We start from the raw sequence: 26,390 nt of genomic DNA on the forward strand, positions 1-26,390 counted from the left end.
CTCCTAAATGGATCTCTGACTGGAATGTATTCAAAGAAATTTTTAATTAAATGCGACAACTTACTTGACAAACACCGTCTTGACCTTGACTTTGAACTTCAACTATACACTATACACTGTAAATTATAAACTAAACAATACATTAATAAAGTAGTATCCTACTAAAATTCAGCTTAAATTTACGTATATGAAATTGATATTAAGTTATAAAGACTATTTAACAGGGAGGTTAAAAAATGTTTTTAGAAAGTTCAGAAGTTGAAAGCGAAGGAGTTTTGGCAGCGGCTAAGTTAATAGCTGTTGCTGCGCGGACAGCACCTAAGGGTAAAGGTATTGATAACTTAGTTACGGGGATTGTTGGTGATGGTTCAGAAAAAGAGCAGTTAATTGAAGAGATGGAGAGATTAGCTGAGGAATTAGAGGCTCCTTTCTTTAGTCGGGATGCTCAAAATTTAGCTGATTGTGAGGCAGTGGTTTTATTAGGAACTAAACTGGGAGCTTTAGGAGTACCTGGTTGTGGCTTCTGTGGCTTTGCAGACTGTAAGCAGCAAAGTGAGAGTGAAACAGGAATCTGTGCTTTTAATGCTGGTGATTTAGGAATTGCTATTGGTTCTGCTGTGAGTAAGGCAGCCGACTTTAGAATTGATAATCGAGTACTATTTACTGCTGGTAGAGCAGCAGTTAACTTAGGCTTATTAGGTGATGAAGTTGAGATTGCTTATGGAATTGCCCTTAATGCTGACGGTAAAAATATCTTTTTTGATCGAGGTTAAATTGGTTTTTATAAGGGGCGGGCCTTGAGCCTGCCTTTTTCATTATGGAGGAGGGACTAAGCTATGTATGAGGAAGCTAAGTTTTTGCCGGCTGGGGATAGGGCCCTAGTAATGGAGTTAGGAGCTGAAGTTTCTCCTGTTATTAACAGAAAGATTAGGAATCTCAGTTTAGGTATTAGAAAACAGGGAATTAAAGGTATAGAGGAGTTACTTCCTACTTACAGGTCAATATTGATAAACTATAATCCTTTATTAATTCAACGAAGAGAGTTAATTAGGGAGTTAAAGAAGATAGAGAAAAGTATTAGTGATTTTAATTTGCCGCAGCCCAAGCTAGTGGAAATTCCTATCTGTTACGGAGGGGAGTATGGTTTAGACTTAGAATATGTAGCTCAGTATAATAATCTTTCTCCAATAGAGGTAATAGAGCTACACTCAGCTGAGGAGTATTTAATTTATATGTTAGGCTTTACTCCAGGCTTTGCTTATTTAGGGGGCTTGGCAGAACAGATAGCAACTCCTAGGTTAAAGGAACCTCGAGTTGAAATCCCGGCTGGTAGTGTAGGTATTGCTGGCCAACAGACGGGAATCTATCCTATAAGTAGTCCCGGCGGGTGGCAGTTAATTGGTCGAACTCCCTTAAAGCTATTCGATCCTCAGCGCCAGATTCCGATTTTAGAAGGGATTAAGGCTGGTAATTACTTAAAATTTATACCGATTACTGAGGTGAAGTATGAAGAAATTAAGGAAAAAGTTGAATCAGGGGAGTATTAAATGAATGAATAATGAACAATTAATAATTAGCTGTCAGTTCTCAGTTGTCAGCTATCAGCCAAAGATAAAAACATTAAAATCTTTGTTAAATCCTATTGCTAACAGGTGTTTTAAGGATTTTGAACTGGCTGAAGGCTGATAGTTGAAGACTGACAGCACTTTATTAAGTTAAGAGGGGGAATAGTGTGGGCGCTATAGAGGTGCTGAGAGGTGGGACTTTAACTACAGTTCAAGACCAGGGTAGAAAAGGATATTTACAGTCCGGAATGCCTAGAGCTGGGGCGGTGGATAGTTATGCTTTTCGCTTAGCTAACTTATTAGTTGCTAATCCTCCTCAAGCTGCGGTTTTGGAAGCAACATTACAAGGGCCCGAGCTTATCTTCAAAGAGGAAGCGGTAATTGCTGTCACTGGTGCTGATATGGCTCCTCAGTTAGACGGAAAGCAGCTACCTATGTGGCAGGCGGTGCAAGTAAGTAAAGGTAGTGTACTTTCCCTAGGAACTGTTAAGTCTGGTCTGCGGAGTTATATTGCTATTGCCGGGGGGATAGATGTACCTTTGGTAATGGGCAGTAAAGCTACTTATTTACGGGGGAGTCTAGGTGGATTTAAAGGTAGATCCTTGCAGGCTGGAGATAGATTAAAATTTTTAGATAGTGAAGGTGTTGATACTTCGTTATTAGGTAAAAATCTATATAAATATAAAGATTCGTTAGTTGATTATTTGGAAGCTGAGGAGATTAGAGTTGTTTTAGGACCGCAGGATGATCATTTTACAAAAGCTAGCTTGGAAACTTTTCTTAACACAGAGTATAAACTGGATAATCGTGCTGATAGAATGGGGTGTAGATTGATAGGCCCTACTTTGGAACATCGTCAAGGGCCCGATATTATTTCCGATGGGATTCCTTTAGGAGCTATTCAGGTGCCCGGTCACGGGCAGCCAATTATTATGTTAGCCGATAGACAGACTACGGGGGGGTATGCTAAAATTGCTACGGTGATTAGTGTAGATCTACCTAAAGTAGCTCAGTCTAAGCCGGGAGATAAGTTGGAATTTAGAGCGGTGACAGTAGAGCAGGCACAGCTAGAGCTTAGGGCCCGGGCAGAGGAAATTAAGGAGTTTTCTAAGCTATTAGCAAGGAAATCTGAAAATACAAAGAAGTATTTTAGGGTTAAAGTTAACGGAGAAGAGTTTTCTGTTGAGATAGAAGAGGTGGAATAAAATAATATTGGTATAAAGTTCAAAAGATTAAAACCTGTTTGACGCTGACTAAAATCTGACTAAGTTCTGACTAGACCTTAAAACATAAAATCAAAAACTTAGAGAAACATTAAAATTAAGTTTGAATTACATACGCGTCAACTTAATACACATTTTTCTAGTTGATTTGTTCTTTTATAGATATGTTGTTATAAAAAATCTTAAGTTCAAAACCTTGGAACCACGAATCAACACTAATGAGCACGAATAAGTTCAAAACATTAAAAAACAAAATTATTTAAAGGTTTTATTAGTGTTGATTCAGCCCAAGACTTCACCGCAAGGGTACTAGCTTCGCGTCGCTTCTTCAGTGATTATCATCCCTTCAGGGCGCGTGCTCATTAGTGGTTTCAATAGGTTTTAAGGTTTTATGTTTTAGTCAGATTTTTGTCGGAACTTAGTCTGCGTCTAATTGTCTTTGAACTTTATTTCTTGATCTTAATCTATCCTCTATCATTTATCATTTATCATCTATCCTCTGAAACATTAGAACGATATTGCTACAGACTGCTTAAAAAACTATTAAACTTTTATATAAATGAAGGGAGTGAGCAACTTGGAAATCATAACCAGGATAGGCATTGGTTTAGGAGTTTTGTTAGTGTTGAGCTTAGTATTAATATTGATAAGTCTCTTAGGGATTATAATATTTAAGCTCTTAAGCAAGAAGCTCAAGAGCGGAAGTGAGATAGCAGTACTGGACATTTCGGGAGTGATGGAGAGCGGCTCTCGAAAGTCTTTGCTAACTAAGCAGTGTGGGGTAGAGAGCATCTTAAAGGAGATTAAAAAGCTTAAGGAAAAGGATCAGGTAGAAGCTATACTTTTAAAGATTAATTCTCCTGGTGGTAGTGCTGTAGCTGCTGATAATATCTATCGACAGTTACAGGACTTTAAGCTGGAGACTGCTAAGCCGGTGGTGGCTTCTATGCAGGATGTAGCAGCTTCTGGAGGCTATTATGTAGCTATGGCTGCCGATCAGGTATTTGCTAATCATTCCACTTTGACTGGAAGTATCGGAGTAATTATGCAGCTAGCTAATTTAAAAGGACTTTTTGAGAAAGCGGGAATAAAGCAGGAAACCTTTAAGAGTGGTCGTTTTAAGGATATTGGTAATGCTGGTCGGGAGATGACTAAAGAGGAAAGAGAGCTGCTTAATTATATGGTGCAGGATGTTTATGAGCCCTTTGTAAAGGTAGTTGCGCAAGGAAGGTCTTTAAGTGAGGAAGAGGTGAGAACTATAGCCGACGGTAGGCTTTATACCGGAAATCAAGCTCTACAGGCTGACTTGGTGGATCAATTGGGCACTTTTGAGGAGGCTATAGAGTACTTGAAGGAGTTAGAAGAGGTCAGCGATAAAGCGCAGGTAGTGGAGTATGGAGTTCCAAAGTTGCGTGATAAGCTTTCTTCACTGTTAGCTGCTAAACTGAATTTACATATAGTTCCTGAGTTAGGAGCTCGTTACGAGTTTAGACCTTAAGCAAGAATTAAAATATTATTAAGGAGGAGCTGAAAATGGAATATACTGAAGCGGAAATTGGGAGAATATTTATTTTGCGTTTAGAAGATGGTGATAGATTGCCGGAGGCTATTGAAAATTTTGCTGTTAATAAGGATATTGAATCAGCTACGGTACTCTTTATTGGTGGGGCTGATAAAGGAAGTCAAGTGATAGCCGGGCCCGATGATGGTGAAGCAGCAGAGCCATTACCTATGGTAGGTAGTCTACCGGGGGTTAGTGAAGCGGTAGGAGTAGGGACTATTTTCACTAATGAGGAAGATGAGCCTAAATTGCATTTACATTCGGCCTTTGGGCGAGAAGCTAAGACTATTACCGGCTGTACTAGGGCCGGAGTAGATATCTGGCATATTGGCGAGGTAGTGATTTGGGAGTTGAAGAACCATTCCGCTTGTCGTAAAATAGATGCAGAGACTGGTTTTGAGCTATTGGAAGTTTAAGTTATTTTAAAGCTAAAAGAAAATTTTAATTGAGGAGTTGATTAAGATGGAGGAAATTGGTAGGCAGTTTATAGAGCGGACTAAGATTCAATATGCTCAGCCTACAGGTCAGATGCAAGGAGAGCCTCAGCCACCGGTGGAGAGAAGTTATGATAGCCAGGCTGAACTAATTGAACTTCCTCAACCCCAGGAGATAGATTTAAATTTAGCAGATATTAGTTTGCAAGAAGCCATTGAGTTACGTAGAAGTCGGCGTAGCTATTCAGAGCAGTCTTTGAGCAAAGAGGAGCTGTCTTATCTGCTCTGGAATACTCAAGGAGTAAGCAAGACTACTCGCAATGTTACTTTGCGAACTGTTCCTTCCGCAGGGGCTCGGCATGCTTTGGAGACCTATCTTTTAATTAATAATGTTGAAGGCTTAGCAGCAGGACTGTATAGATTTTTAGCTATAGAACATAAGCTGTTGCTGGTGAAGACTGGAGAGGAGTTGGCGGAGAAGTTTAGCACAGCTTGTTTAAATCAGGACTTTATTAAGCAGAGTGCTGTTACCTTTATCTGGACTGCGGTAGTTGAACGAATGAGCTGGCGTTATGGACAACGAGGCTATCGCTACCTTCATCTGGATGCGGGACATGTGGCTCAGAACCTTTATTTGAGTGCCGAAGTTATAGACTGTGGAGTCTGTGCCATTGGAGCTTTTGATGATGATCAGCTTAATCAACTATTGGAAGTCGATGGAGAAAAGCAGTTTGCTATCTATTTGGCTACTTTAGGTAAGAAATAAGTAATTGTTGTTATTTGGGAGGGGAATAATGCGCTTAACTAGAGAGTTTTATCAACAGGAGGCCTTAGTAGTTGCTGAACAGCTATTGGGTAAGTTGCTGGTGAGAAAAGTAGCGGAGGAGGAGATTATTACTAAAATTGTGGAGACTGAAGCCTATATCGGCCCTGAAGATAAAGCCTGTCATGCTTATCAAAATAAAAGGACTAAAAGAACGAAAGTAATGTTTAAGCAAGGTGGTTATGCTTACGTTTACTTAATTTATGGTATTCATAACTGTTTTAATGTAGTTAGTGGAGTTGAGGGAAAGCCGGAGGCTGTTTTAGTTAGAGCTGTAGAGCCGGTGAGTAATTTGGAGTTTATTAAGTCGCAGCGAGATATTAAGAGTAAGCGGGTGGAGGATTTGACTAATGGCCCGGGGAAGTTATCTCAGGCTTTGGAGATAGATAGAGAGCTTAACGGTTATGACTTAACTATTGGCGATCAGTTATATATTAAAGATACTCAACAGAGTTATGAGATTGAGCAGGATACTAGAATAAATATAGATTATGCCGAAGAGTATAGAGATAAGTTATGGCGTTTTTATATTAAAAATAATTCTTTTGTGTCAAAGTGAAGCTAAACTTATTTTAACTAAAATATTGACTTCCGGAAAAGAAAATCATAAAATAAGACTATACTAAGCAATGTAATCGTAATAGAACAAATGTATTTATCAATTTTTGGATAATAAAGGTGGTTAAAATGGAGGCAGAAAAAGAGATAGCAGTTAAGGTTGATAAGCTGCGTAAAAAATACTATGGAGATCAGGTACTAAAAGGAGTTACCTTAGAGATAGAGGCGGGAAAGGTTACAGCTTTAGTAGGCCCTAACGGTAGCGGTAAATCTACAGCTTTAAAGGTAATGGCTGGTTTGATTCGTCCTAGTTCCGGTAAGGTGAGAGCATTAGGAAAAAAGCCTGGTAGAAAGCTGAATAACGAACTAGCCTTTTTTCCTGAAAAAAATCATCTATATAATTGGATGAGTATTGAAAAAGCAATTACTTTTTTTAATAGGCAGTATAGTAATTTTGATTTAGATAAGGCAGAAGGGATAATGTATTTTATGAATCTAGATCCTAGGCTGAAGATTAGTAATCTTTCTCGAGGACTTTTAGCTAGAGTTAAAATGGTATTAACCTTAGCCCGAAGAGCTCCCTTATTGATTATGGATGAGCCTTTGGCGGGAATAGATCCTCAATCACGAGCTAAGATCTTGAAGTCTCTGGACAATGAGTGTCAAAGTGGAGAGAAAACGATTATACTTTCTACCCATGAGGTTTTCGAAGCAGAAAAGCTTTTCAATTATGTGTTTTTTATGGAGGATGGTAAGGTGAAGATAGAAGGGTCGGCTGATGAACTGCGGGCCCAGTACCAGGAATCTATTCAGGACTTAGCTGAGGAGGTCTTTAAATAAATGAGTGGCTTATGGGAGTTATTTAAACAGGAACTACGAGCTATTTTTTTACTATTAATTATTCTAGTTGTTGGGGTAGCAGTTTGGCACTCTTTATTTATTTTTCAGCTTGAAATTTGGCGGATAGAATTTACTTTTATTCTAAACCTAATTCCCTTAGTAATTTATTTTTGCTTAATGTTCTATTTAGGTTGGAAGTCTTTTCAGCGAGAGTGGGAGAATAACACTATTTATTCCTTATTATTATTACCTAAATTCACTGGGGAGTTATTAGGAGTTAAGCTACTTTTTAACTTTGCGATTTATTTTCTGTTTTCTTTAGCTTCCTTACTATTGATTTATTACTTTTATGAAGGGATAATGTTAGAAGGAGTAGCTTTATTACCGCTAGATTTTGAATTACGGGAAGTGCTAGTTAGAGGTTATTTAGCTTATATTGTATTGGGGCTTAAGGTCTATATACTGACTCAGTTTGCTTATCTTTTTACTAAGTTATTTGCTGAGTTTAGAATCTTTATTGGCTTGAGCACTTTTATAATTAGTAGCTATTTAGTAATTTGGGGTGGGGAGATTTTGGCTCCTTTATTTACTTGGCTACCGGAACTATTATTTAGCAATAGTAGTAGCCTTTATTGGCAGTGGATAAGTCAGGATTTAGCTCGTTTAACAGCCACTTTAGGCTTGATTAGTGTTTTTTTCATAGGTAGTTCTTTATTGCTGAGAAATCTGCTTGAGATTTAGTCTTTAGTTAAGAAAGAAGGGAGTTAGGAGATGAGCAAAAAAGAGGTTTTGGTTTTATTAGGATTATTTTTATTAGGGTTTTTATTTTTAACAAACCCATTGCAGATAGTAGAGGCTGGTAGAGAGAATGAAGTACAGCAGGCAGAGGATAAGCTGATTGCAGCTAGAGATTTACTTTATAATAATGGAGGTCAGACTAATGTTTTAGCTAGGATAGAAAATAAGCTAACTACTAGCCAGGAAGTTTTTTCAGCTTTGGATGAAGGAGCAGATAAGTATCGTTTATTAGCTAAATTAGAGTATTTAATGATAGGTTATGAGCAATTGCAAGGTGGAGAAGATTTAGATGAAAGATTGGAAAATAGAGTTAGGAAAACCAAAGAGTTGATTGAAAAGTCCTTAGAATACGATAATCAATCTAGTGAAGCTCACTGGATATTAGGTGATATTTACATAGCTTTAACCGATTATGTAGGAACTTTTAGGCAACTGAGGTATGCTTGGAGAGGGGTTGAACATTTAGAAAAAGCTATTGAATTGGATTCGCAAAACTATGATGCTTATGAGTCTTTAGGCTCTTACTATCTTTTAGCTCCGCGAATTGTGGGCGGTGATCAAGAAAAAGGAATTGAGTTATTGGAGAAAGCTGTAGTTAGTGATGATGATTTTATTAACTATCAGGCTAATGTGAGTTTAGTTAGCTTTTATGAAGAACAGGGCCAGCTAGATAAGGCAGTTAAGCATGTTCAAAAGTCCTTAGAAGCTTATCCTAGGAATAATAATATGCAAAATAAGCTGGAAGAATTAGAGGAGCAGTTAGATTAAATATCTAATAATTTGCTGATTAGTTCTCCTTTGCTGTTAACCTTAGTTTTATTAAAAATTTTATAGAGATGTTTTTTGACTGTATTGATTGAAATAAATAGTTCAGCGGCAATTTGTTGATTAGTTAGTCCTTTAATTATTAATTTAGCTACTTCCAGCTCTCGTTGGGAGAGATCATAACTTTGCAGGTTATTATTTAATTTTTGAGCAATTAGATTAGGACTAAAGCTGTTACTTATATTTGCTATTATTAAAGAATAAGCCTGATTGGCGATATGTGGCTCTAGAGTTTTGAGATAGAGCAGTTCCTCTTCGTTAAAGTCGGAGCTTTTTTGGTTTCTGATCAGAGAGATGGTGATTAAAAGCTCTTTTTGATAATGCACATCCGTACCACAGAGATAGTAATAATTGTTAGCCTGTAGGAAGTCTGAAAAGTACTCTGTGTGCTTCCATTCTGAGTAGTCCATTATTTGAGTGCTTTTAATGGGGTTTGTTGAATCGAAAGTTTTTTCTTTTAGCTTATCGATAAACTGGTAGTATTCTATATAGCTTTGAACTGTTTCTGAGGGGATATTAACAGTAATAAATTTACTAAATCTATCTTCTATATTTTTATGGATAATGATATGGGCAGCCTGATAAGGAATTATTTTTTTGAATTCCTTTAGTATTTGCTGATAATAGTCTTCTAAATCCATAATTTGGCTAGTTTTAATCAAAAAATCATTAATCGCTTCCCACATTTTTAGATGGGGCTTTTTTTTATTTGGCAATGTTCTCATCCTTTCGGAAGATGGTACTTTCGGATAATAGTTGACTAATAAAATAGGTGATATAATTAAAGGGGTTTGCTAGCTATTTGAAAATTTAAGTAATATTAATTTAATTATACAGTATTTAAATTAATATTTCTAATTATATTTGAGATTATTTTAAGAACATGCTCGTAATGATGGTATAGATTTACTATCAGAAGCAACTTGAAAATCTAAGTTTAATAGTAAGCTACTTGAGTTGTTTATTTACTTAGGTAGTTTTTTCTGGTGCTTGCTCTACTTAATATATTCGATTTTTTGCTAATTGAATTATTAGTATGTTATAATTAAATAAGATTAGCTTTAAAGGAGTTGCTATTATGAAGTTAAAAGCTGAAGAAATTATTTCTTCACAACGTGATGAATTGGGAGATAGTGTACCTTTGACGACTTTTCGTTTATTGAGAATTTTAGGAATGGAAGAAATTTTTGCTGATAGCTCCGGGCCCGCTCTATACATGGTAGGTAAATCGGTAGCTAATCAGTTGCCAATAGAGAATGTAGCTGATTTCTTAGGACTAATAGAAAGTATGCGAATTGGTAAAGCTGAAATTATAGATAAGAGTGAACAGCAAGTTATTATTAGAGTTTATGAGTGCATGACTTGTTCTGGTCTGCCTGATATTGGAGAGTTAATCTGTGATTTTGAAGCTGGGCTAATTGCCGGGGGGTTGGAGGTGATTTTGGATACAGCAGTTAAGACTACTCAGACTCATAGTTGGACTGCTGGCGATAAGTTTTGTCAATTTGAGACTAATATATTTTAACTGAGGTGGCTAAGGGAGATGGAGGAGCTAAATTTAAGTAGTGATGCTGTGCTGCTAAAGACACAGTTAGAAGAGACGGAGGAGATTGCTCAAGCTAAAGAACGGTTATTGATGATCTATATTGAAGAGATGGAAAAGTTATATCAAGTATTAACCGAGCGAGTTGAAGAATTAGATGATAAGAATCAAAGATTAAAAGAGCTGACTTTAGGAGTAACTAAGTCGCTGGTTATTACTTTGGAAGCTAAAGATCGTTATACGCAAGGACATTCAGAGCGGGTAGCTGAATTAGCTAAGCAGTTAGGAAAAAAGTTAGGGTTTTTTCCTACGCAGCTAGATGAGTTACATAGAGCTGCTCTTTTTCATGATTTGGGCAAAATTGGGATTAAGGAAAGGGTTTTGAACAAACCGGGCTCTTTGACCGAGCAAGAGTATAATCATATTAAGGAGCATCCTGAAATTGGGGCTAGAATTATTACTCCCTTGGAGAATAACTCTCAGATTATTGAAGCGATTTTACACCATCACGAACGAATAGATGGAGCAGGTTACCCGGAAGGGTTAGCAGGGGAAGAGATACCTTATTATGCTAGAATACTGGCTTTTTGTGATACCTTTGATGCTATGAATACCGATCGGCCTTATCGAGATGCTTTGCCTAGATCAGAGATTATTAAGCGCTTAAAGAAAGTAGCTGGCAAGCAACTGGATGCAGTAGTGGTAGAGAGTGGTTTAGAGATCATCCAAGAGCAGATGTAGTTAAATTTACTAAGGAGGAATAAATAGATGCAGGAGCATAAACATCAACTAAGAGTAACCTATCAAGATACCGATAAAATGGGAGTAGTCTATTATGCTAACTATTATCGTTGGTTTGAAATAGGACGGACTGAGTATTTGCGGGCCCTAGGAATGAGTTATAAAGAGGTAGAAGAGAAAGGAATTTTAATTCCAGTGGTGGAGTCTCATTGTAGCTACCATAGTCCGGCCCGTTATGATGAAATTGTTACAGTTGTAACTGAAGTTAGAGAGTTAAAACGGAGCACAATTATTTTTGATTATCAAGTTTTACGAGATGAAGATCAAGAGTTATTAGCTACTGGACATACTATTCATGTCTTTGTTAATGATGAATTTGAAACGGTTTCTTTAAAGAAGGAAAGTCCGGCAGTTTGGGAATTACTCAATTAATACCCTGCTACTAGGGTTTTTTTATGTTGGGGAGAAGATTAAGGTGGTGATAGATAAACAGATAGTAGAGGTGAAACTTTAAAACTTATTAAATCATTTGCTAATAATCAGTAGGGAGGATTAGGAGATGGGTACTAATCGGATGGAAGAGCTAAAAAAACATTATATGTTGGGGGTATTAGCTGTAGATGAGGAGTCCTATCCACGTGGTTTGAAGAATAAATCGGTGACTAGAATGAATAGTCGAAAGAGTAATAATCCTGTTATCTTTTATATAAAGAGTATTTCTTCTAGTCCCAAAAGATTTTTTGAATTGGGAATTGAGGATGATTTGTTTGTAGGTTTTGAACAGAGCTTTAATCCCTTAGGTAGGGATTTTTTAAGTTCAGAGTTTGAGTATGGTAGTGTGGATCTTAATAAAAAAGAAAAAAAGATAGAAGAAAAATTAAGAGGAAAATTAATTTTATTTGAACCTAAAATAAAACATGAAATGAAAAATGGAGAACAAAGATATCATAAAAATCTTGATATTATAGAGTTACTTGATTATCAAAGCGAGGATATTTTTGGTGAACTTACTGAATTAAAAAAAAGGGGCTTTAAAGCAGTTTTGAGTCCCCAAAATGATAAAAAAGAGTTTGCACAACAGTTATTAAATAAAAAAGAGGTATCTTTTCCAAATTATAATATTAAAGAATTAATCGAATTTGATCTAATTTTAAATGAAGATAAACTATATTTTAATTTAGCTTCGGGTTGGCAGTGGGTGGATGAAAATACATGCTTTCACCAAGAGCCTGAACAGATTAAAGTAATACCTATTCCGAATGAATTTTACGAAAATGTTTTTTATTTGCATAATCAGAGTCTCTTATTTATCAGTACGGATTATTATAAAAAACTGACTAATCAAGCAGGAATTGAATTAACAAAGGATATTAAAACTGAAAAATTTAAGGAGACTTCAATTACTTATTCAGATGAACAAAGGTTTTTAAATAGTTTAAAACAAAAGGTTTTAGAAGAAGGACTCTATTATCAACAGGAAGACTTATATAATCTACATATTAGTGTTAAAACCAACTCTTTAACTATTATCAGTGGTATGTCAGGTACTGGTAAAACTAAGATGGCTCAGTTATATGCGGATACTTTACAGGCTAACTCTAAGACAGAGTACTTAATTATTCCTATTAGCCCTTCTTATACTGAACCGGGTGACTTATTAGGTTATTTGAATACTATGACGGGGATTTATACTCCGGCTGAAACCGGCTTAGTGGATACTTTGGTTGAGGCACATAAGAATCAGGATCGGCTTTATTTGATAATTTTCGATGAAATGAACTTAAGTCAGGTTGAGCACTGGTTTTCACCTTTTATCTCTATTTTGGAGTTGGAGTTTGAAGATAGGAGCATTAATCTATATAACTCTGATAATACCTGTCATAACAATAATAACTATCCCTCAACTATAGCTATTGGTGAAAATGTGAAGTTTATTGGCACAGTGAACGTTGATGAAACTACTAGAGACTTTTCAGATAGGCTCTTGGATAGAGCTAATGTAATCAAACCTAGTAAACGGGATTTTTATCAAGTTAAAAAAGATTTAGCAGAAGGTAAGTTTGAGCAGGAACTGGGAGAGATAAATGCAAAGGAGTATAATATTTTTAATTGGGTGAGAGAGCCTGCTAATTCTATAGAGGTAATGAAAGAAGAAGAATTAAAGTTATTGGATAAGTTACATGCAGTTATAAATGAGATAGATGCTCAAAAGGGAGTTTCTTTTCGGATTCTGGAAAATATAGCTAGGTATTTAGAGAATATACCTTTAGATAAAGAAGGAGAACTACTGATTAGCAGAGCCGATGGCTTTGATTTGCAGTTAAAGCAGCGAGTTTTAACTAAGTTGAAGGGACATCAACAGCAGTATGGTACTTTAATAGGTACTTTAGAACCGGAAACTGAAGAGGAGATTCATAATAGCAAGATATATGAGATTTTGAGTTCAGAGCTAGGTCAGCAGGTGTCGGCTTTTTCAAGAAGTATTGCTGAATTAAAGAGAAAAGCTAGGGAGATGAACTTTAATGGCTATGCCACTTAACTACCAACTTCCTTTTAAGGTTAGGATTAAGTCTTTTTGGGCCAATGAACAGTTGACGGTAGAGGAAATTAATAACTTTGTGCCGAATAAAGAACAGCTTAAAGACTTTCAGTCTAGAGTAATTATTCCTGAGTATAAGAACTTCAGTATAGAGTTTAAAGTAGTTGCCGAAGCTGAGGATGCAGTTTTGAAGATAGAGGATGTGGGTAGAGTAGAGCGAAAATTAGAACTAAAGCCTGCTCAAGAGCAACAGCTTTATGGGGCTAAGCAGGAAGAAAAGTTTCCTTGGACTCCTGATGATTATTTGCTGACGGTAGAGCATCAAGGTCAAGAATACTATGCTAAGTTTAAGGTAAATCCTAAAAATATGTCTTCTTATCAAATGACTAGACTAAGAAAAGTAGTAAATAATCTACTTAAGGGTCTGGTTTTCGATATTAAGTATGAAAGAAAGGGTAGGCTAAAGGGAGGTTTCTTTGCTGATTTTGATATCTATTTGTTAGATATAATAGAAAAGAACTTGGAGATGATTATCAGGTGTAGTACTGAGATTATCAATTCGCCGATTTTATCAGTAGGAAAGAACTATCAAGAGCGTAGTGAACGTTTTGTATTGGATAAAAAAGCTTTACAGTGGTTAGGTAGTCCTAAAGGTCAGGCTAAAAATAGCTCTTTGCGCCAGCCAAATACGCTTTATCAGCGGCGGGTGCAAAGGAGTATTGATAATCCAGAAAATAAATGGTTTATAAAGATTATTGACTTCATAAATTTAAGACTAAAAGAACTGGAGAGAAAGTTGGAATCTCAAAAGCAAGCTAAAGAGGACTTATGCGTTGAAATTAATAAGCGCAGAGAAAGATTAAAAAAAGAGTTAAGCGAGATTGAACAGCGCTCTGATTCTTATAAGTTCAAATCGGAGCTGATAAGAATTAAGGGTATGCTCAAAGGAAGCAGAGAAGAACTTAAAAATTATCATGAATCGCTAGCCGTTGTTGATAATAATTTGCAGAGAGTGAAAAGATTATTAAGATACTTTAGTTTTGTGATGGAAAGTGAACTTTACTTCAAAAATACTGATTTTCGCCAGATAAAAAAACCTAGTAATAAGTTGTTTAAGGAGCCTAGATATAGAGCTTTGTATGATCTATATCAGCAGATATTAAACTGTAATCAGGATAGTTTTAGTTTAGATAGTAAGAGCTATCAGTTTAAGGATAGCGATAAGCTCTATGAATACTATGTTTTAATTAATACCATTAAGGCTTTAGAAGATTTAGGTTTTAAGTGGCAGGAGGACTGGTTAAAGGATAAGTTAAAACAGGAAGCCTTACTTACGGAAATACCTAAAGGTACAGTGATTAAGTTTGAGAATGAGGACTGCTATTTAGAAATGTGTTATGAGGAGGAAATTGAGGTTTACTCTGAGAGTAAAATCCAGACTAGTCAGAGTAGATTTTTGGCTAGCAAAAACTGGCGGCCAGATTTAAGGTTGGACATTTATACTAAAAACAAGGAGTATCTACGGAGCTTTATAATTGAGATTAAGTATAGTAAGTTTAGACTTCTTTACGATAATGACTTCAAAACGGAGGTATCGGCTCAACTGCGCAAGTATAAAACCGATATTGAGTATTTAACTGCTACTGGTGAGTTAAAAGAGAACCCTATTGATAAGGTGCTGATTACTTATCCGCAGGAGTGGGGGAGTGAGGAAGCAGTTAAAAGAAGATATCGAGGTCGTTTTATTTTTATTCAGCTTTCGCCGGCTAAAGATGAGCTAGAAGAACAGTATGGATATGCGGAGTTTAAAAAAGAGTTAGGTGAAATTATCTTTAAATAGCCGAAGGAGGATTCTTAGTGTCATTACTACAGTTAAGAGGAGCAACTAAGGTTTATCCAGCCAAAAAGCTCTTTAGTGATCTTTCCTTACAGATTCAGCCTGAGGATAGTATAGGTTTGATCGGAGTTAACGGAAGTGGCAAGTCTACCTTATTAAAGGTATTAGCTAAAGAGGAGCATTTAAGTTCGGGGGAGCTATTGGAGAGTAATGGTTTGCAGATAGGGTATCTGGCTCAAGATTCTGCTTTGGATTTAGAGGCTACTCTTTATCAAGAGATGTTGGGGGTTTACGAGGAGCTTTTTGAGTTAGAGGAAAAAATGAATAGTTTAGAAGAGCGGATGAGTCAGGTAACTGGAAATGAATTAGAGAAGGTGATGGCTCGTTATAGTCGTTTGCGGGAGGAGTATGAGCAAAGAGAGGGCTATCAGTACCAAAGTCAACTAAAAGGGGTTTTAAAAGGTTTAGGATTTAGTGAGGCTGATTTTGAAAAAAGGATTGCTAATTTTAGTGGAGGCCAAAAGACTAGAGCAGCTTTGGCTAAACTACTCTTGGAAGAACCGGATCTGTTATTGCTGGATGAGCCTACTAATCATTTGGATTTGCAAGCTAAGGAGTGGTTAGAGGAGTATTTAGTTGGCTATTCGCAGGCGGTGGTGATTATCTCTCACGATCGGCATTTTTTGGATCGGGTAGTGGAAAGAATCTGGGAGTTGGAAAAGGGTAGATTTGAAAAGTATAACGGTAATTACTCCTTTTATCTAGAGGAAAAGGAAAGAAGGCTGCTCACTTGGCAGCGGGAGTATCAAAAGCAGCAAAAGAAGATAGCTAAAATGAAGAAGTATATTCGGCAGAATATAGCTGGAGTGGACTCTAAGCAGGCCCGGGGCAGAAGAAAGCAGTTAGAACGGTTAGAGGAGATTCCTCCTCCTCCTAAGTTGAAGCAGCCTCAGATTAATTTTGAGTTAACTAAGGAGAGTGGCAGAGAGGTCTTAGTGGCTGATGGTTTAAGTATGAGCTATGAGGAGGAGGTATTATTTACGGACTTGGACTTTAGAGTCTATAAAGGAGAAAAGATTGCTCTAGTGGGCCCGAATGGCAGCGGTAAGTCCACTCTTTTAAAGCTGATTGCCGGCCGGGAAGAGGCCCAGGCAGGTAGTATTAAGCTAGGTAGCAATGTAGAGTTAGCTTACTATGATCAGGAGTATAGCGATTTAGAGCCGGAGCATAATCTGATTGAGGAGTTAGAGACAGCAAAAAGTATTAAGGAAAGTCAAGCTCGGGATCTGCTGGCCCGTTTTCTTTTTCAAGACGACGATGTTTTTAAGCAGGTGGCTACCTTAAGTGGAGGGGAAAAGGCTAGGCTGGCTTTAGCTAAGTTAACTTTACAAGAGCATAACTTATTATTGCTAGATGAGCCGACTAACCATCTTGATATTAGATCTAAGGAGATTTTGGAGTCTGCTTTGCAGCGCTATCCCGGTACTATTTTACTTGTTTCTCACGCTCGTTACTTTATGGATAGCTTAGTAGATCAGGTGTGGGCCCTAGACGAGACTGGTTTAGCAAAATATAAAGGTAACTACTCTGCTTATCGGCGAGAGCAGCAAAGATTAAAGGAAGTGCAAGCAAAGGTAGAAGCTGAAGAAACTTCGGTTCAGCTAACTAACGAAGAGGAGTCTGCTCAGCCAACTACTCCCTCGGAGGAAAAACTAGACCTAGAAGAGTTAGAAAAAAAGATTATGGAGCTGGAGAGTAGGCTAGCTGAGTTAGCAGAGAAGTTTGATAATCAAGACTTATATGAGGATGAAGATAGGCTAGCTGCCTTGAGTAAAGAGTACGAAGAGTTAGAGGAAAAACTGGCTGATTATTATGCTTTATGGGAGCAAGCTATTTAATAAATAATCCTTTGACAATAATAAATAGTTATGTTAAAATTTTAGCTAAGTTAATTAGGATAAGGGGGAGCTAGATGGAGTTTACTAAAGTACATGGCTTAGGTAATGACTTTATAATAGTTAATGGATTTGAAGAAGATTTAAAGCAGCCTAACCGAGTAGCTCAGGAAGTCTGTGCTAGAAACTTCGGGGTTGGAGCTGATGGTTTAGTTTTAGTTTTGCCTACAGAAGTAGTAGAGGCAGATTTTCGGATGAGAATTTTTAATCCTGATGGTAGTGAGCCCGAAATGTGTGGTAATGCTATTAGGTGTTTTGCTAAATATCTATATGAAAGAGGTTTGACTGAAAAGAAAAGTATTAAGGTTGAGACTTTGGCTGGAATTATAGTTCCGGAATTAATTATAGAGGATGGTCGAGTAGAGGCTGTTAAGGTAGATATGGGCCCGCCGGGCTTAAAAAGCAGTGAAATTCCGATTACTGAAGTAGATAAGGAGCAGGTAGTGCAGGAATCTTTAACTGTTAATGGGGAAGAGTATGAGATAACGGCAGTTTCTATGGGTAATCCCCACTGTGTGATTTTTGTCGATGATGTAGACAGCTTTCCGGTAGCTGAAGTGGGCCCGCAGATTGAGGAACATCCTCGTTTTCCTGAAAAAACTAATGTGGAGTTTATAGAAGTACTTAATGAGCAGGAGCTAGAGATGCGAGTTTGGGAGCGAGGAGCCGGGATTACCTTAGCCTGTGGTACTGGAGCTTGTGCTTCTGCAGTAGCAGCTATTTTAAATGATTTAACGGCTAGAAAAGTAGAGGTTCACCTCTTAGGTGGAGACCTAACTATTGAATGGGCTGAGGAGAATAATCGAGTTTATATGACGGGCCCGGCTGAGGAAGTGTTTAAAGGGCAGATGACAGAGGATAGAGGATAAAGGATAGATAGAGTTCAAAACCTTTTAAAACTTTTTTTGACACAGACTAAAATCTGACTAAATTCTGACTAGACCTTAAAACATAAGATCAAAAACCTAGAACCATATTAAAATAAAACTTGAATTAAGGTTTTATGTTTTAGTCAAATTTTGTCCGAACTTAGTCACCCCAAGGGCACTTCCCAGAGTAATGACTAGCCAAAATAATGGCGTCGCTACGGGGCGCAGCGTCTAATAGAATTTGAACTTTATCTTTTTATTAAAAATAAGGAGGCCAAAGAATGACAGAAGAGAGTTATATTCAACAGCTTTTTGCAGAGAGGATTGGCGGCGAGGAGTTTGGTAAGGATGATGTACTCTATAAGTTTGAAAAGATTAAGCGAGCTAAAGAGGCAGCTAAAGAAGAAAATCCAGATGTGGAATTAATAGATATGGGAGTTGGTGAACCGGACTGGATGGCCGATGAGGGAGTGATAGAGACTCTTAGTCAAGAGGCTAAAAAATGGGAAAATCGTGGTTATGCTGATAATGGCACCTTTGCTTTCAAAGAAGCAGCGGCTGAGTATATGGCTGAAGTCTTTGGCGTAGAGGGATTAGATCCGGAGACAGAGGTTAATCATTCTATCGGCTCTAAACCAGCTTTAGCAATGTTACCTTCTGCCTTTATTAACCCCGGGGATATTACTATTATGACTACTCCAGGCTATCCAGTAATGGGTACTCATACAGAATGGTTAGGAGGAGAAGTGGTTAACTTACCGCTATTGAAAGAAAATGACTTTTTACCGGACTTAACTACACTAACCGAAGAACAGAAAGAAAAAGCTAAGCTACTTTATCTTAACTATCCTAATAATCCTACGGGAGCAGTAGCTAACGAAGAGTTTTTTGAGGAAGTAATTGAGTTTGCTAAAGAAAATGAGATAATCGTAATTCATGATGCGGCTTACGCAGCACTTACCTTTGATGACTATCAACCGTTATCTTTCTTATCTATTCCAGGAGCTAAAGAAGTTGGGATAGAGATTCAGTCTTTATCTAAAGCTTTCAATATGACTGGTTGGAGAATGGCTTTTGTAGCCGGTAATCCTAAATTAGTTAATGCTTTTGCTACAGTTAAGGATAATAATGATTCAGGTCAGTTTAAAGCTATTCAGGAGGCCTGTGTTTATGCTCTCAATAATCCAGAAATAACTGAAAAGACTGCTGCTAAGTATTCACGTAGACATGAGCTATTAGTTGAAGCTTTAGAGGAGGTAGGCTTTGCAGCTACTAAACCTCAGGGTTCATTCTACTTATATGTAGATATTCCTAAGGGGATTAAAGGTGGGCAGGAGTTTGAGAATGCTGAAGACTTTTCCCAGTATTTAATTAAAGAGCATTTAATCTCTACAGTTCCTTGGGATGATGCTGGTTCTTTTGTTAGGTTTTCAGTAACCTTTGTAGCTGAGGATGAAGACGCAGAAAAAGAGGTAATTACGGAAATTAAGAATCGCTTAGCTCAGGATGACTTTGTATTTTAAACAATTATAAAAAATAATATTGAATAGAGCATTTCCAGGAGGTTATTCCTGGAAATTTGCTTTTAATTGCTTATTAATTTGGGATATATAATTAGATATTTGTTTATAAGTTTGATATAATATAACTACTATAGTCAATAGTTCTATAGGTTAGGTGTTATTTTGGATTTATCTTTGCATAACAGTAAAATGAAAATAGAGAAAACTGGGGGGGAAGTTAAATGGATAATTCTGAACGTCATTGTGAGCAGTGCCGACATTCAGTTCTTTACTTAGGGGGTCTGGATGAGGAGTTTAAAGCAAGAGATAATATTTGTGAATGTGTAAATAATAAGGTCTGTTATCATCTTTTAGATGAGTATGATTGGGATCCTACTAAGATGCCGGAAGTTTGTGAGGAGTATCAACCGAGATTGATTAGAGAGTGCGGAGTCTGTGGAGATAAGATGAATATTCCGGAGCAGAACTGGCCTATTTGGGCCGACTGTATAATTAAGGAGGTTCCTTGCTGTAGTAAAAACTGCAAAAAGAAGTTAGAGCAGGATGTAATGGATACTTTGAAAGCTAATTTTAAATAGGTGGCTGATATCTGTTATAAAATACTCTCAGGAGTTTAAACTTTTGAGAGTATTTTAATGAGAAGTGGATTAATTGTTAATAAATATCAGTTAAGTATAGAACATTTTATTTTTTAGTTAAAAATTGCTTCAAGTAATAGTTGGCAAAAAAGCAAGATTTTTATCAGCTTTAGAGGCTAATTTTTGTAATTTTCTGACTTTTTTGCAGGTGAATTACTTAAAGGTCAGTAATAATTAATTATAAGGGTAAAAAAGGAGGAAGCTAGAATGTTTAACTCATTAAATAAACGTTGGTCTATAAAGTTTAAGCTTAGGCTGCTAATTGTCTTAGCAATGGGAATTTTATTATTACTTCTTTTGTGGCAGATAAATAGTGTCGTGCGTGAAGAAGCAGCTTTAGAAAAAGCTAAAAGTAATTTGGGAATAGGACTTAAAGTAATAGAACAGGCCTATCCTGGAGATTGGAATTTAGAAGGGGAACGTTTACATAAAGGTGAGGCGTTGATCGAGGAAAATTATCAATTATTAGATCATATTGCTGATTTGACTGGAGGATGGGTTTCTATTTTTGTTGATGAGAAAAGTGTTGTTACTAGTGATATTGATGAAGCTGGTACTCGCTTAAGTAGGAGTATTATAGCTGATGAAGTTATTGAGCAAGTGTTTAAAGAAGGGGAAAATTACTATGGTTCTACTGATTTTGAAGGACAGACAGCTCAAGTTGCTTATGCACCGCTTAAAGATGAAGCTGGAGAGACTATAGCTGCTTTAAGGATAGCTGTGCCAATTGATGTGGTAGATTCTTTAGTGAGTAATGTCTTTACTTCGGTATTTATTGTATTAATATTAATAGTATTAGTGACTACATTTTTGTTATCAACAACTTTGGATAGATTACTAATTAATCCCTTAAAAAAGACCTTGATAGTGATAGAAGAGGTAACTGTAGGTGGTTTTAGCTTAAAGCTTAGGGTTAGTAGAGATGATATGGTAGAGCTGGATTTGGAAAGGGAAGACTTAATAGGTAGGTTAAATACAGGAGTAGTAACTATGCTTAATAATCTGCGTAAGGTAGTTAAGGAGCTTGATAAGACGGCTGATAATACTGCTAATACCAGCGAAGAGATTTCGGCAGCTAGTGAAGAAAGCACTGCTTCGGCCCAGGAAGTAGCAGCTCAAATTGAAGAATTTGATATTACTACTGATCAATTGAGCGAGTTAGCCCAGGAGATGGAGAGTACTGCTGGACAGGTGGATGATTTGGCTCAAGAGGGGCTAGAAAGTATGGGGGCTAGCCAAGAGGAAATGGATAAAATATTAGCTAATGCTCGCAAATCCATTCAAAGTATTAGAGAGTTAGATGATGCTTCACAGCAGATAGAAGAGGTTGTCCAAGTAATTTCTGAACTTTCTAAGGAGATTGATTTATTAGCTTTGAATGCTACTATTGAAGCAGCTAGAGCTGGCGAGCATGGAAAGGGTTTTGCGGTAGTGGCTCAGGAGGTCAAAGAGTTAGCTGAAGGGACTCAAGAATCGGTAGAGAAAGTAGAGGCTATCGTAGCAGAGTTAACTACGGAGATTCAAGAAGTAATAACTATTATTGAAAATAATAGTTCACAGGTAGAATCAGGAGCAGAAAAATTAGAGGCTGCTCAGGTATTATTTGTAGATATAGTAGATAGAATAGATGAATTAGTAACTAAAATTGAACAGGTAGCTCAGGCAGGTTATGAGTTATCCAATGGTAGTCAGGAAATTTCTTCGGCAGCTGAAGAGCAAACGGCAGTTCAAGAGGAGGTAACGGCTGCTATTAATGAGCTACACGATATGGCTCAAGACTTGAAAGTATTGGTGAATGAAATTAAGGCTTAAGAGACTAAAATAGAGGTTATAATGACAGCTTTTGCTAATAGTAAAGGTTGTCATTTTTTGTTTTAATCTAGAGGCAGGAAAGTATTTAAGTTTAGTTTAAATGTAAAGTATAAGTATCTTTGAAAATAAAATAATTTTAAAGGGGTTTAGTAAATGTTATTTAGACAGATAAAGAAAAGAGTAGTTATATTTATACTAGTTTTATTAGTGGTATTTTTGAGTAATTTGACCTTTGCTCAGGAGCGCAAAGCGGTTTATGCTCCTAGTATATTCAATGATAACTATTTGGAAAGTAAATTACGAGTAGGAGTAGAGAATATTATTTTTACTCAGGTAATAGCCGAACGCTTGGAAGATGAAGAGTTGACGGAGAACAAAATTGATTTTTTAAGTAATATGCAGGAAGGGAGTCAGGAATTATTTGCTAAGAGATACGCAGAACTTTTTGATTACTACTACCATAGCTTTGAAAAAAGAAGAAAGTTATTTAGATTATTTGAGGAGAAAGAAAAGAAATTTGGTGTATCTAATGAGCTGAAAGCATTGTCTTTTTTACTTGAAGAGCTTAGCTTAGCTAATCAAGAGTTGGAGGTTAAGGATTTTCCCTTTAAGTTAGATAGAGCTGATAGTTCCTATAGATTTTATGAGGAGCTTTTAAATGAACTTATTCAGTTAGCAGAGGTATTTCCAAAACTGCCTAATCAGACTTTTAGTTTTGATGAACGGGAGATTTTAGGCTTTGAGTTAGCGGAGCGGCAGGTTATTTTGACTTTTGATGATGGGCCCACAGCAATAACTGAGGATATACTTGATACTTTAGAAAAGCATGAAACTACGGCGGTTTTCTTTGCTTTGGGAGATAACTTTATGCAGGGTCAGGGTGAAAATCTTGAGGTTAATCAAGAGCGAATGGATTATTTAGCTAGGGCCCTAGATTTAGGAGCGGATGTAGGTCTGCATACTATGACTCATCCAAATTTAGTGCATGTATGGACTGAAGAGCAGTTAAGCTATGAATTCGAAAAACCTAAAAAGATATTAGCAGAGGAATTAGACCATGAAGTGGAGTTTTTTAGAGCTCCTTATGGGGCCCGGAATCGACGAATCTTAGAGGAGGTTTATAAGTATTATTCTCATCATATTTTATGGAGTATAGACTCTCTAGACTGGCATTCGGACTTTGACGAAGAGATAATCAAGGAGAGAGTAATTAGATTACTACATCTGTATGACGGAGGAATAGTACTATTTCACGATATTAATCCCAAAGCAGCTAATATATTAGCAGAACTGATTGTGGAGCTGGAAAATAGCCGCTTTGAGTTTACTAATCTATCTGCGGTTTTGGATTAGGAGGACTTTCTTCTGCTTATAAAAATATAGTTTTAAAAAGACTGATCAATTATCAATGATTATTGGTAATTGATCTTTTTTTATGCTTAATTCGAATATTTGCTGGAAAAATCTTCAAGGAAATGGTATAATATAAAAAGCTTAAACAGACTTTGAGCAAAAAAAATTAAATTTTTTTGCTCAAAGTTGCATAGAGGCTGTTTTAAACTGCATAGTTATTATGAGGAAGCATTTTTATAAACAAGCTTAATTTAAAAATTTAGGAGGAGATATAATGGAAACATTAGCATTAATTTTAGCCGGAGGTAAAGGAAGTAGATTGGATATTCTATCTCAGCAAAGGGCTAAACCTAGTGTTCCTTTTGCTGGTAAATATAGGATTATTGATTTCAGTTTAAGCAACTGTGTAAATTCTGGGATCTATCAGGTAGGAGTTTTAACTCAGTATATGCCTTTTTCTTTGAATGACCACATTGGGGTTGGCGGGCCCTGGACTTTGGACCGACGTTCTGGAAGTGTTACTTTGCTACATCCTTGTACTGGCAAGCTAGGTGAAGGTGATTGGTATGAAGGAACAGCGCATGCAGTTCAGCAAAATATTGATTTTATCGAAGCTCAAGATCCAGATAACGTGATTATTCTATCGGGAGATCATGTTTATAAAATGGATTATAATAAATTGATTACTTATCATCAACAACAGGGAGCAGATTTAACCATTGCTGCTCAGCCAGTACCCAAGGAAGAAGCTTCCCGTTTTGGGATTTTAGATGTTGATGAAGAGTTAAAGATTATGGATTTCCAGGAGAAACCTGATGATCCACCTAGCAACTTAGCTTCTATGGGGATTTATGTTTTTGATAAAGAAGTTTTGATTGAAAAGCTAAAAAAGCACTGTTCTCCGGAAAGTTCAGACTTTGGACATCATATTATTCCGGTTACTATAGATGACTGTGATAGCTTTGCTTATGAATTTACTGATTATTGGCGAGATGTGGGGACTGTGAAGTCTTTTTGGGAAGCAAACTTGGATTTAATATCTTCTTCCACAAAGTTGAATTTAAATGATCAAAATTGGAAAATCTATACTCGTAGTGAAGAGCGGCCTTTTGTAAAGTTTGGCCCACAAGGTAGAGTTAGACAGAGTATAGTTGTTAATGGAGCCACTATTCACGGGGAAGTCAAAAACTCAATTATTTCTCCAGGAGTGGTGATAGAAGAAGGGGCTATAGTTAAAGATTCAATTATTTTTGACGACACTGTGATTAAAGAAAATTCGATTATTGATAAATGTATAGTGGATAAAGAGGTAACTGTAGGAGCTAATGTTCATTTAGGTTTTGGTGATGATTTAACTGTTAACTTAGAGAAACCAAAATTACTTAGTTCGGGTTTGAATATCATAGGTAAAGGAGCTTCGATACCTTCTAATACTCGAATTGGTCGTAACTGTAGAATCTTTCCTGGGGTCAATAGAAGTGATTTTAAAGAAAGAATAGTACTTAGCGGCAGTACCGTTAAAGTTCAAACAGGTGGTTTAGCTAATCATATTTATAATTCGGAATCTCAGCGTCAAGTTAAATAATAAAAAATGAAATAAAGCAGGAAAAAGCAGGACTATAAAAGAAATAGTAAATTAGGAAAGAATATCTGCAATAAAATAGAGGAGGTACTATTAAAATGAGTAAAAAAGCTGTTGAACTAGCTATTGAATTGGAGAAAAAAGGGCATGAGTACTATAAAGAACATGCAGCAACGGCAGATAATCCCTTAGCCAAAAAAGTATTATCCAGTTTGGCCCAACAGGAGTTAGATCATTTAAGTTATATTGAGGACTATGCTGCTGGCAAGTCAATTTCTGTTGCTGACTATGAGGCTGCTAATGATATAGAAGCTCAGGTTAAAGAGGTTTTTGATGAGTTTTCAGCTAAGGAGCGGGAAGCTTGGAAGACAGCCAATGTGGAAGTCTATGAGCACGCTATGGAGCTAGAAAGAGATATCTATCAAGCCTATCAAAAGTTAGCTGCTGAAGCTGAGGATGAGGCAGCGCAAGAGTTTTTTGAAATTATGATGGAGGAAGAAAGCAAGCATCTCGAGTCATTAGAGAATGTTCATTATTTTTTAACTGAAACTGGTGATTGGTTAGCTAGTGAAGAGAGCCAGGTTTGGAACTGGATGAATACTTAAAGCTAGGAAGCTACCTATTCAGCTTATTGAATAGGTAGCTTCTTTTTTTGTTTAAACTTTTAAAGCAGCAACTACTTTTTGCTCAGGGTCTAGAGTAGGTCGCCAGATTTCTATACTTTTAGCTTGAGTAGAGATTGGCTGAGCAACTCCATCGAGAATAAAACAAAAGTCATCTAAATCTGCTTCTGGAATTGGATTAACAGCAAAAAAATTACTGATTAAAGTAATATGAAACTCCCAGTCCGAAAAGTTATCTATAGTAGAGATTCCTGCTTGCCTTAATTTATTATTTAGCTGAGTAGCTATTTTGGCTAAAGATTTGGTTTCCTGAACTGCTAAGACTAAAAAGTTATCTTTGAATTGGAAGCATTTAAAGTTATCAATTCTAATTTGTATCTGGGAGACTGATTCTAGACAGTCTTTAATTATTTCAATAGCTTGCGGGGCTGACTGTTCTTGAATGCGATTTAGGGTGATGTGTAGCTGGGGGTAGTTATTATCAGGATAGGTATTATACTTTTCAGCTATTTTTTTTTGGAACTGTAAAGCTGGAGCTAAGCTTTTTTCAGGTAAGGTTAAGACTATAAATAGTTCTTGGGAAGTTCGCTTTTTGGCCATAGTTGAAACCTCCTAACATCTGTAGTATATCATAGTCTTTATATTTTGTTAAGAAAGTGAGCTAAAGGACAATCAGGGCAATCGCATGAATAAATTTTATTTTAAAACTCAATCTTATTTCTTATACTCAGTTTGAATTTAAAAAATG

At 36.7% G+C, this 26,390-nt stretch carries 26 protein-coding genes; 24 read left to right on the forward strand and 2 right to left on the reverse strand.

The features are described 5' to 3' along the window. Positions 1 to 236 precede the first annotated feature (236 nt). The 11 genes from MWH30_RS10080 (at position 237) to MWH30_RS10125 (ending at position 8,570) form a co-directional block, all read left to right on the forward strand. A complete protein-coding gene (locus MWH30_RS10080; protein ID WP_248663954.1) occupies positions 237 to 773 on the forward strand; it encodes a ferredoxin domain-containing protein in 537 nt (178 codons plus the stop codon). A gap of 63 nt (positions 774 to 836) precedes the next feature. Then, entirely contained in the window at positions 837 to 1,547 is a 711-nt protein-coding gene (pxpB, locus tag MWH30_RS10085) for a 5-oxoprolinase subunit PxpB (RefSeq protein WP_248663955.1), read from the forward strand. Positions 1,548 to 1,551: 4 nt separating this feature from the next. After that, positions 1,552 to 1,686: a hypothetical protein gene (locus MWH30_RS13860; protein ID WP_282706288.1), complete on the forward strand. Its 135-nt coding sequence runs from the start codon at positions 1,552 to 1,554 to the stop codon at positions 1,684 to 1,686. Positions 1,687 to 1,732: 46 nt separating this feature from the next. Continuing rightward, the gene (locus MWH30_RS10090) at positions 1,733 to 2,770 is read left to right on the forward strand and encodes a 5-oxoprolinase subunit C family protein (RefSeq protein WP_248663956.1); all 1,038 of its coding nucleotides are present in this window, start codon (positions 1,733 to 1,735) and stop codon (positions 2,768 to 2,770) included. 640 nt (positions 2,771 to 3,410) lie between these two features. Continuing rightward, on the forward strand, positions 3,411 to 4,286 hold the full coding sequence (gene sppA / locus MWH30_RS10095) for a signal peptide peptidase SppA (protein ID WP_248663957.1): 876 nt from the start codon (positions 3,411 to 3,413) through the stop codon (positions 4,284 to 4,286). 35 nt (positions 4,287 to 4,321) lie between these two features. After that, positions 4,322 to 4,765 carry a PPC domain-containing DNA-binding protein gene (locus MWH30_RS10100; RefSeq protein WP_248663958.1) on the forward strand — a complete coding sequence of 148 codons (444 nt, stop codon included), beginning with the start codon at positions 4,322 to 4,324 and terminating at the stop codon, positions 4,763 to 4,765. Between the two features lie 46 nt (positions 4,766 to 4,811). Continuing rightward, a complete protein-coding gene (locus MWH30_RS10105) occupies positions 4,812 to 5,549 on the forward strand; it encodes a SagB/ThcOx family dehydrogenase (protein WP_248663959.1) in 738 nt (245 codons plus the stop codon). A 28-nt stretch (positions 5,550 to 5,577) separates the two neighbouring features. Further along, positions 5,578 to 6,165, forward strand: coding sequence for a DNA-3-methyladenine glycosylase (locus MWH30_RS10110; RefSeq protein ID WP_248663960.1), 588 nt, complete (start codon positions 5,578 to 5,580; stop codon positions 6,163 to 6,165). Between the two features lie 128 nt (positions 6,166 to 6,293). Next, a complete protein-coding gene (locus MWH30_RS10115) occupies positions 6,294 to 7,004 on the forward strand; it encodes an ABC transporter ATP-binding protein (RefSeq protein ID WP_248663961.1) in 711 nt (236 codons plus the stop codon). Continuing rightward, on the forward strand, positions 7,005 to 7,745 hold the full coding sequence (locus tag MWH30_RS10120) for a hypothetical protein (RefSeq protein WP_248663962.1): 741 nt from the start codon (positions 7,005 to 7,007) through the stop codon (positions 7,743 to 7,745). A gap of 30 nt (positions 7,746 to 7,775) precedes the next feature. Then, the gene (locus tag MWH30_RS10125) at positions 7,776 to 8,570 is read left to right on the forward strand and encodes a hypothetical protein (RefSeq protein ID WP_248663963.1); all 795 of its coding nucleotides are present in this window, start codon (positions 7,776 to 7,778) and stop codon (positions 8,568 to 8,570) included. Here the strand turns inward: MWH30_RS10125 and MWH30_RS10130 are convergent. Then, positions 8,567 to 9,343, reverse strand: a complete 777-nt coding sequence (locus MWH30_RS10130; protein WP_248663964.1) for a LuxR C-terminal-related transcriptional regulator — start codon at positions 9,341 to 9,343, stop codon at positions 8,567 to 8,569. The genes MWH30_RS10125 and MWH30_RS10130 overlap by 4 nt on opposite strands. A 362-nt stretch (positions 9,344 to 9,705) precedes the next feature. On the opposite strand from MWH30_RS10130, the gene MWH30_RS10135 reads away from it, so the two are divergent. The 13 genes from MWH30_RS10135 (at position 9,706) to MWH30_RS10195 (ending at position 25,624) form a co-directional block, all read left to right on the forward strand. After that, positions 9,706 to 10,152, forward strand: coding sequence for a DUF2507 domain-containing protein (locus MWH30_RS10135; RefSeq protein ID WP_248663965.1), 447 nt, complete (start codon positions 9,706 to 9,708; stop codon positions 10,150 to 10,152). Positions 10,153 to 10,170: 18 nt separating this feature from the next. Continuing rightward, positions 10,171 to 10,911, forward strand: coding sequence for an HD-GYP domain-containing protein (locus tag MWH30_RS10140; RefSeq protein WP_248663966.1), 741 nt, complete (start codon positions 10,171 to 10,173; stop codon positions 10,909 to 10,911). A 27-nt stretch (positions 10,912 to 10,938) separates the two neighbouring features. Next, positions 10,939 to 11,343: an acyl-CoA thioesterase gene (locus MWH30_RS10145; RefSeq protein ID WP_248663967.1), complete on the forward strand. Its 405-nt coding sequence runs from the start codon at positions 10,939 to 10,941 to the stop codon at positions 11,341 to 11,343. A 127-nt stretch (positions 11,344 to 11,470) separates the two neighbouring features. Then, positions 11,471 to 13,450, forward strand: coding sequence for an McrB family protein (locus MWH30_RS10150; RefSeq protein ID WP_248663968.1), 1,980 nt, complete (start codon positions 11,471 to 11,473; stop codon positions 13,448 to 13,450). Further along, positions 13,434 to 15,290, forward strand: coding sequence for a hypothetical protein (locus tag MWH30_RS10155; protein WP_248663969.1), 1,857 nt, complete (start codon positions 13,434 to 13,436; stop codon positions 15,288 to 15,290). Before MWH30_RS10150 ends, MWH30_RS10155 begins: the two co-directional genes overlap by 17 nt. A gap of 17 nt (positions 15,291 to 15,307) precedes the next feature. Then, positions 15,308 to 17,185: an ABC-F family ATP-binding cassette domain-containing protein gene (locus tag MWH30_RS10160; protein WP_248663970.1), complete on the forward strand. Its 1,878-nt coding sequence runs from the start codon at positions 15,308 to 15,310 to the stop codon at positions 17,183 to 17,185. 74 nt (positions 17,186 to 17,259) lie between these two features. Continuing rightward, positions 17,260 to 18,111 (forward strand): diaminopimelate epimerase, encoded by an 852-nt coding sequence (dapF, locus tag MWH30_RS10165; RefSeq protein ID WP_248663971.1) that lies wholly within the window; start codon positions 17,260 to 17,262, stop codon positions 18,109 to 18,111. Between the two features lie 281 nt (positions 18,112 to 18,392). After that, the gene (locus MWH30_RS10170) at positions 18,393 to 19,634 is read left to right on the forward strand and encodes an LL-diaminopimelate aminotransferase (RefSeq protein ID WP_248663972.1); all 1,242 of its coding nucleotides are present in this window, start codon (positions 18,393 to 18,395) and stop codon (positions 19,632 to 19,634) included. Positions 19,635 to 19,855: 221 nt separating this feature from the next. Further along, positions 19,856 to 20,212 carry a hypothetical protein gene (locus MWH30_RS10175; protein ID WP_248663973.1) on the forward strand — a complete coding sequence of 119 codons (357 nt, stop codon included), beginning with the start codon at positions 19,856 to 19,858 and terminating at the stop codon, positions 20,210 to 20,212. A gap of 267 nt (positions 20,213 to 20,479) precedes the next feature. Then, a complete protein-coding gene (locus MWH30_RS10180) occupies positions 20,480 to 22,084 on the forward strand; it encodes a methyl-accepting chemotaxis protein (RefSeq protein ID WP_248663974.1) in 1,605 nt (534 codons plus the stop codon). A gap of 153 nt (positions 22,085 to 22,237) precedes the next feature. Further along, positions 22,238 to 23,437, forward strand: coding sequence for a polysaccharide deacetylase family protein (locus MWH30_RS10185; protein WP_248663975.1), 1,200 nt, complete (start codon positions 22,238 to 22,240; stop codon positions 23,435 to 23,437). Between the two features lie 274 nt (positions 23,438 to 23,711). Continuing rightward, the gene (locus MWH30_RS10190; protein ID WP_248663976.1) at positions 23,712 to 25,022 is read left to right on the forward strand and encodes a glucose-1-phosphate adenylyltransferase; all 1,311 of its coding nucleotides are present in this window, start codon (positions 23,712 to 23,714) and stop codon (positions 25,020 to 25,022) included. A gap of 95 nt (positions 25,023 to 25,117) precedes the next feature. Beyond that, a complete protein-coding gene (locus MWH30_RS10195) occupies positions 25,118 to 25,624 on the forward strand; it encodes a ferritin family protein (protein ID WP_248663977.1) in 507 nt (168 codons plus the stop codon). Between the two features lie 51 nt (positions 25,625 to 25,675). Here the strand turns inward: MWH30_RS10195 and MWH30_RS10200 are convergent, their stop codons facing one another. Next, complete coding sequence (locus MWH30_RS10200; protein WP_248663978.1) at positions 25,676 to 26,242, reverse strand: 2'-5' RNA ligase family protein; 567 nt, start codon at positions 26,240 to 26,242, stop codon at positions 25,676 to 25,678. Positions 26,243 to 26,390 lie beyond the last annotated feature (148 nt).

The organism is Fuchsiella alkaliacetigena, assembly GCF_023227765.1.
GTDB lineage: Bacteria > Bacillota > Halanaerobiia > Halobacteroidales > Acetohalobiaceae > Fuchsiella > Fuchsiella alkaliacetigena.

Bases quoted from the DNA above. Each gene is read 5' to 3' on its own strand.
- MWH30_RS10080 (WP_248663954.1), top strand. From the start codon at position 237: ATGTTTTTAGAAAGTTCAGAAGTTGAAAGCGAAGGAGTTTTGGCAGCG.
- pxpB (WP_248663955.1), top strand. From the start codon at position 837: ATGTATGAGGAAGCTAAGTTTTTGCCGGCTGGGGATAGGGCCCTAGTA.
- MWH30_RS13860 (WP_282706288.1), top strand. From the start codon at position 1,552: ATGAATAATGAACAATTAATAATTAGCTGTCAGTTCTCAGTTGTCAGC.
- MWH30_RS10100 (WP_248663958.1), top strand. From the start codon at position 4,322: ATGGAATATACTGAAGCGGAAATTGGGAGAATATTTATTTTGCGTTTA.
- MWH30_RS10105 (WP_248663959.1), top strand. From the start codon at position 4,812: ATGGAGGAAATTGGTAGGCAGTTTATAGAGCGGACTAAGATTCAATAT.
- MWH30_RS10110 (WP_248663960.1), top strand. From the start codon at position 5,578: ATGCGCTTAACTAGAGAGTTTTATCAACAGGAGGCCTTAGTAGTTGCT.
- MWH30_RS10115 (WP_248663961.1), top strand. From the start codon at position 6,294: ATGGAGGCAGAAAAAGAGATAGCAGTTAAGGTTGATAAGCTGCGTAAA.
- MWH30_RS10120 (WP_248663962.1), top strand. From the start codon at position 7,005: ATGAGTGGCTTATGGGAGTTATTTAAACAGGAACTACGAGCTATTTTT.
- MWH30_RS10125 (WP_248663963.1), top strand. From the start codon at position 7,776: ATGAGCAAAAAAGAGGTTTTGGTTTTATTAGGATTATTTTTATTAGGG.
- MWH30_RS10135 (WP_248663965.1), top strand. From the start codon at position 9,706: ATGAAGTTAAAAGCTGAAGAAATTATTTCTTCACAACGTGATGAATTG.
- MWH30_RS10140 (WP_248663966.1), top strand. From the start codon at position 10,171: ATGGAGGAGCTAAATTTAAGTAGTGATGCTGTGCTGCTAAAGACACAG.
- MWH30_RS10145 (WP_248663967.1), top strand. From the start codon at position 10,939: ATGCAGGAGCATAAACATCAACTAAGAGTAACCTATCAAGATACCGAT.
- MWH30_RS10150 (WP_248663968.1), top strand. From the start codon at position 11,471: ATGGGTACTAATCGGATGGAAGAGCTAAAAAAACATTATATGTTGGGG.
- MWH30_RS10155 (WP_248663969.1), top strand. From the start codon at position 13,434: ATGGCTATGCCACTTAACTACCAACTTCCTTTTAAGGTTAGGATTAAG.
- dapF (WP_248663971.1), top strand. From the start codon at position 17,260: ATGGAGTTTACTAAAGTACATGGCTTAGGTAATGACTTTATAATAGTT.
- MWH30_RS10170 (WP_248663972.1), top strand. From the start codon at position 18,393: ATGACAGAAGAGAGTTATATTCAACAGCTTTTTGCAGAGAGGATTGGC.
- MWH30_RS10175 (WP_248663973.1), top strand. From the start codon at position 19,856: ATGGATAATTCTGAACGTCATTGTGAGCAGTGCCGACATTCAGTTCTT.
- MWH30_RS10180 (WP_248663974.1), top strand. From the start codon at position 20,480: ATGTTTAACTCATTAAATAAACGTTGGTCTATAAAGTTTAAGCTTAGG.
- MWH30_RS10185 (WP_248663975.1), top strand. From the start codon at position 22,238: ATGTTATTTAGACAGATAAAGAAAAGAGTAGTTATATTTATACTAGTT.
- MWH30_RS10190 (WP_248663976.1), top strand. From the start codon at position 23,712: ATGGAAACATTAGCATTAATTTTAGCCGGAGGTAAAGGAAGTAGATTG.
- MWH30_RS10195 (WP_248663977.1), top strand. From the start codon at position 25,118: ATGAGTAAAAAAGCTGTTGAACTAGCTATTGAATTGGAGAAAAAAGGG.
- MWH30_RS10200 (WP_248663978.1), bottom strand. From the start codon at position 26,242: ATGGCCAAAAAGCGAACTTCCCAAGAACTATTTATAGTCTTAACCTTA.